Annotated in this window: 2 protein-coding genes; one reads left to right on the top strand and one right to left on the bottom strand. The window is 43.9% G+C overall.

Translation table 11 applies throughout. The annotated features are described in order from the left end of the window. Positions 1 to 62: 62 nt before the first annotated feature. Positions 63 to 227, bottom strand: coding sequence for a hypothetical protein (locus D7Y06_RS26250; RefSeq protein WP_158591484.1), 165 nt, complete (start codon positions 225 to 227; stop codon positions 63 to 65). A gap of 239 nt (positions 228 to 466) precedes the next feature. Here D7Y06_RS26250 and D7Y06_RS23935 point away from each other — a divergent pair, with 239 nt between their 5' ends. Further along, positions 467 to 4678, top strand: coding sequence for a glycosyl hydrolase (locus D7Y06_RS23935; protein ID WP_243119496.1), 4212 nt, complete (start codon positions 467 to 469; stop codon positions 4676 to 4678). Positions 4679 to 4704 lie beyond the last annotated feature (26 nt).

Below are 4704 nucleotides of genomic sequence, written 5' to 3'. Positions count from 1 at the left end.
CAGGGAACCCCGTGCCAATTAAAAGAAAAACACAATATGTTGTAGTTGCTTGAGTTAGGTTGTTAACATTGATTTTTCACCGGCAAAATGCCTGTCATATAAGCCAACGCCACATAGGGCTGGTCTTTTAAAAGATTTCTCAAAAAGTCCAGGTACGGTTTCTGCAACTCCTCTAAATTCCGCCGTTCCCGCATCACACAGTCCCACGCAAGCATTTTTAAAGTCATGGATTTACCGAAACGCCTGGGTCTGCTGACACATATATTTTTTTCAACTTTCCATTTATTTGGCTTTCCTTTTGTGAAAACTATACAAAAAAAATATTATCATTGATTTTGTCAATTTATTTTACCTCTATTTTAAGTCATTATTAATTAAATTAAGTGCGATTATTCAGATTAATTTTACTTGAAATTTGATTAATTACTCTTGGTTTTGTAGCAAAACATATTCAAGGAGGAAAAGCATGAGAAGAAAAGTTTTATTGAAACGAATGGCGGCAATGGGCTTGGCTGCGGCAGTGACAATCTCGTCTGTTTGTCTGCCGGATAACCAGGTTACGGTACATGCCGCAAATGCAGTGTCATCAGATGTTTCCGTTACGCCGGAGGATATCCTTAACACAGAGACACAGGAAGAACAGAATCAAGACACTGAGACACAACAAGACACCGAGGACAGTGAAAACAAAGGAACTACAGACACTGAGACCGCCCAGGACACCGAAATGCCCCAGGATACTGAGACACAGGAAAATACCTCGGCAAAAGATGAAAGTCAGACACCTCAGGCAGGCCAGACACCAGAAACGGAACAGGAGCCTGAAACAGAAATGATTCCTGAATCTACGGAAGTAACGCCCTCCACAGAATCCACGGAGGAGACCACAGAGGCCGAAGACACCGAATTAACAGAGGGTACAGAGGAACTGGCTGCGGCTGGGACTGCCTTTTATACCGGCACAAAAACCGTAGCATCAGACGCTTTAAACCTGACAACAGAGGATTGGGATAATAAAGCGGAAATTAAGTATGATGAAAGCATTTCCGGTATCACCGCCCCAGAAAACTTTACCATGACAGCTACTGTCTCTTTAGATGACGCATCCTATGCCTCATTGTCCAATGGGGAAAATTATATAAAAACCCAGGGCGTTGTAAAACTGGGAGACGATTGGTCATGGAATGACAGTAAGGATATTAAACAATTAAAAAAAGACAGCTTTACACAGTCGGGAAATACCTATCAGACAGAAATCGCCATATCCTTTACCGATATCACTCCCGCCGACTTAAAAGGTATCTATTTTGAAATTGTGGGACAAGGATTTAACGGAACTGTATCTGTTTCCAACGTAAAACTGTTAAAAGGCGAAGACACTGCTCCCCTTCCCTCCCAGGGTCCTTACACGGTGGATGACTTTGAAGATGCTGCTGCAGGAAGCAATGCAGGATGGACAAAGGAAGAGGGGTATAAGTACGATGGGGATGTCACCACCTCTGTGACAGCTTTAAACGGCAGCAACCAGTTAAAAGTAGGGCTGGATTACAGCAAAAATTCTGCCGAGGGATGGAGCGAGGCAAAAATTAAAAAGAATATTGCCGGAGACATCGACGTGTCCGCCTACAATCTTTTAACCTTTGACCTGACATATCCTGCTTCCTTTGACAGCTTTAAAGTGAAAGGATTTGCAAATAATTCCGACAGCGGTACGGAAATTATCAACAAAGACACTGCTGTAGAGGGAACGGATATAGGAGGCGGTATGAAAAAAGCGGCGGTTTCTATTAAATTTCAGCCCAATAAAACAAAACTTACTGACCTTACCATCGGTATTGTAGGTGTGTCCACCGCATTTCAGGGAGATGTATATATCGACAACATCGTTCTGTCCCAATATGACAGTTCCGCAGACTTTGTGAACATCACTTCCACTCCAGGGACCGGAACCCAGGCAAATACCAGCCAGATGCCGGGAGACGTTGTCCTGGCAGATGCAGATGCCACAGGCACCACCAAAGCACTTTACTCCTATTTAAAAGGACTGGACAGCGCAGACCAAGTGCTCTTCGGACACCAGAACGACACCCACAAGTGTGTAGGAAAAAATGACGGCGTATACTCTGACACAAAAGATGTGACTGGGAGTATCAGCGGCGTTGTAGGTATTGATTCCTTAGCCCTTACCGGCGCAGAGCTTGGAATGACCGATGTACCGGCAGCAGTGGCAAAATCTGTGGAAATCAGTAAAAAAGCGGCATCAGAAGGGGCTATTATCACCCTTTCCACCCACATGCCAAACATGAGCAACTCCAAAATTGTAGCCACACCGGACGGGAAATACAAATATGATTTTTCCGGCTGTGACTTTATGGAATCCAAAGATTTGTCCAACAACTGCGCAAGAGAATCCCTTCCTGGAGGAAAATATAATGCACAGTTCACCGCATACATGGACATTATTGCCGACTATGCCCTGGCACTGCAAGCGGAAAACATCCCTGTTTTATACCGTCCATACCATGAAAACAGCGGCGGCTGGTTCTGGTGGGGTGCTGCAAGCACAGATGTAGAGACATACAATGCACTGTTCCGCTACACAGAAGACTACTTAGCATCCAAAGGGGTACATAACTTTATCTATGTGTATTCCCCCAACGGCCCAATCTCTTCTGAGGAAGAATATGCAAAACGCTATCCGGGAGATGACTATGTAGATATCGTGGGATTTGACTATTACAACGACTACAACTCCTATCCTGCACAGTATTCCGACAGCTTTATGGACAGCCTGCGGACAACCTGCCAGGTGGTAAAGAGCTTCGGAGAAAAGCGTGGCAAAGTGGCTGCAATCGCAGAGACCGGCGTCCGGGTTATGAAAGCGGACGGCTCCGACATAGAAGGTATTTTGGTGAAAGACAACCCCATCAAGGGCCAGAATTGGTACAGCAAAGTAAACCAGATTGCAAAAGACACAGGCATGCCCTATTTCCTGGTATGGGCTAATTTCGGCGACACCAACTTCTATATCCCATACAAAAACGGTGATAAGGGACAGGAGTTAATCAACGAATTTATCGACTATTACAATGAGAGTTCTTCTTTATTTGCCAACGGCACAAATTTCTACGGAAGTGCGGCAGGTAAAGCCGTAACCAACAGCAATCCCAGAAATCCGGGAGGCTATTTTACCAATGTATTCCCCAAAGACGTGATAAAAGAAGGAAAAGTTTTATCCGCCAATGTAAGAAATGCATCCCAGGTACAGTTTGTATTACAAAACGGCAGTAAAACAGAAACCTTAACGGCACAGAGCAACGGCACAAGTTATGAGGCTGTGGTATCAAAAGCAACTTTAGATGCTTTAGGACTTACCGACGTGGGAACAATAAGCCTTGTGGCAAACGGCAAAACTTTAGCAGTACTTACATTCATGAGTTTCGGCAAAGAAAAAGACAAAATGCCGGCAAATATGATTGACAACTTTGAACTGTACTACGGGGACAACGATTACATTTCCGGAACTTACACGGAAAATTCTGCGGCAGCCTGCAGTTCCGCTTTTGAATTAGACGGCACAAATAAGAGCGGGGGCAGCTACGGCGGGGCATTCCACTACCGCTTAAAGACAAGCGGCCCGGAAGTGTGGACAGGACGGATGAAAGGCTTAGATTCCATAGATTACAGCGCAAACAACTGTATTACCATGTGGATTAAGCCTGACGGAAAAGGACAAAAACTGGTAGTTCAGTTAGTGTCCAACGGAGAAGATTTCGAGGCAACTCTCACAGACTTTGTAAAGACCACAGACGCAAAATATGTAACGATTCCATTCAGTGAACTGAAAGGAAAGCAAAACGGAACTTTCGACCCCAAGAGCATTACAAAATTTGCCGTATGGTGCAACAGTATTGTACCTGAGGGCGGAAACGGGGTTGACATTGATTCCTCCATCGTATTTGACGATATCCAGTTTGCAAATGTAGATTTATCCAAGCTTACCGTTGTAAACGGCTACGCAGTGACAGACCAGCCTGTAGTAGCACCGGAAGAAAAAACAAAGATTAAGCTGAGCAAAACGGCTGCAGTGAAAAAAGGCAAAACCTTACTGTTAAAAGCAACCGTAACCCCTGCAGATGCAAAAAAAGCGGGCCTTACCTGGTCTTCTTCCAATAAGAAAATCGCTACCGTGGACAGCAAGGGCAAAGTGAAAGGCAAAAAATACGGCAGAGTAACCATTACCGCAAAGGCCAAAGACGGCAGCGGCGTAAAGGCAACCTGCAAACTTACGGTAGGATACGGCATTACCTACAAGCTGAACAAAGGAAAGAATAACAGCAAAAATACGGCGGCTTATTACAATGAGAAAGTGAAACTCCAAAATCCTAGCCGTAAAGGGTACGCATTTAAAGGCTGGTATACAGACAAAAAGTTCAAGAAAAAGATTACTACCATTAAAAAGGGAACAAAGAAGAACTATACCCTCTATGCAAAATGGGAGAAAATCAAAGTAAAGAAAACGGAACTCACCTCAGCCAAGAACAATAAGAGCAAACAAATCGCACTGAAATACAAAAAAGTATCCGGCGCAAAGGGATATGAGATTTCCTATTCCACAGATAAGAAGTTAAAAGAGGCTGTAAAAAATCTTGTGTCTATGAACTTTAGACTTTCCTGATAAGAATTAGATATGTAAGAGTATTT

Source organism: Roseburia sp. 1XD42-69 (genome assembly GCF_003612565.1).
Lineage (GTDB): Bacteria > Bacillota > Clostridia > Lachnospirales > Lachnospiraceae > Roseburia_B.
The sequence above is the reverse complement of the archived record's forward strand: the minus strand, read 5'-3'. Positions and strand labels throughout refer to the sequence as shown.

Excerpts from the sequence above, each read along its gene's own strand:
- D7Y06_RS26250 (WP_158591484.1), bottom strand. The coding sequence starts at position 227 with ATGACTTTAAAAATGCTTGCGTGGGACTGTGTGATGCGGGAACGGCGG.
- D7Y06_RS23935 (WP_243119496.1), top strand. The coding sequence starts at position 467 with ATGAGAAGAAAAGTTTTATTGAAACGAATGGCGGCAATGGGCTTGGCT.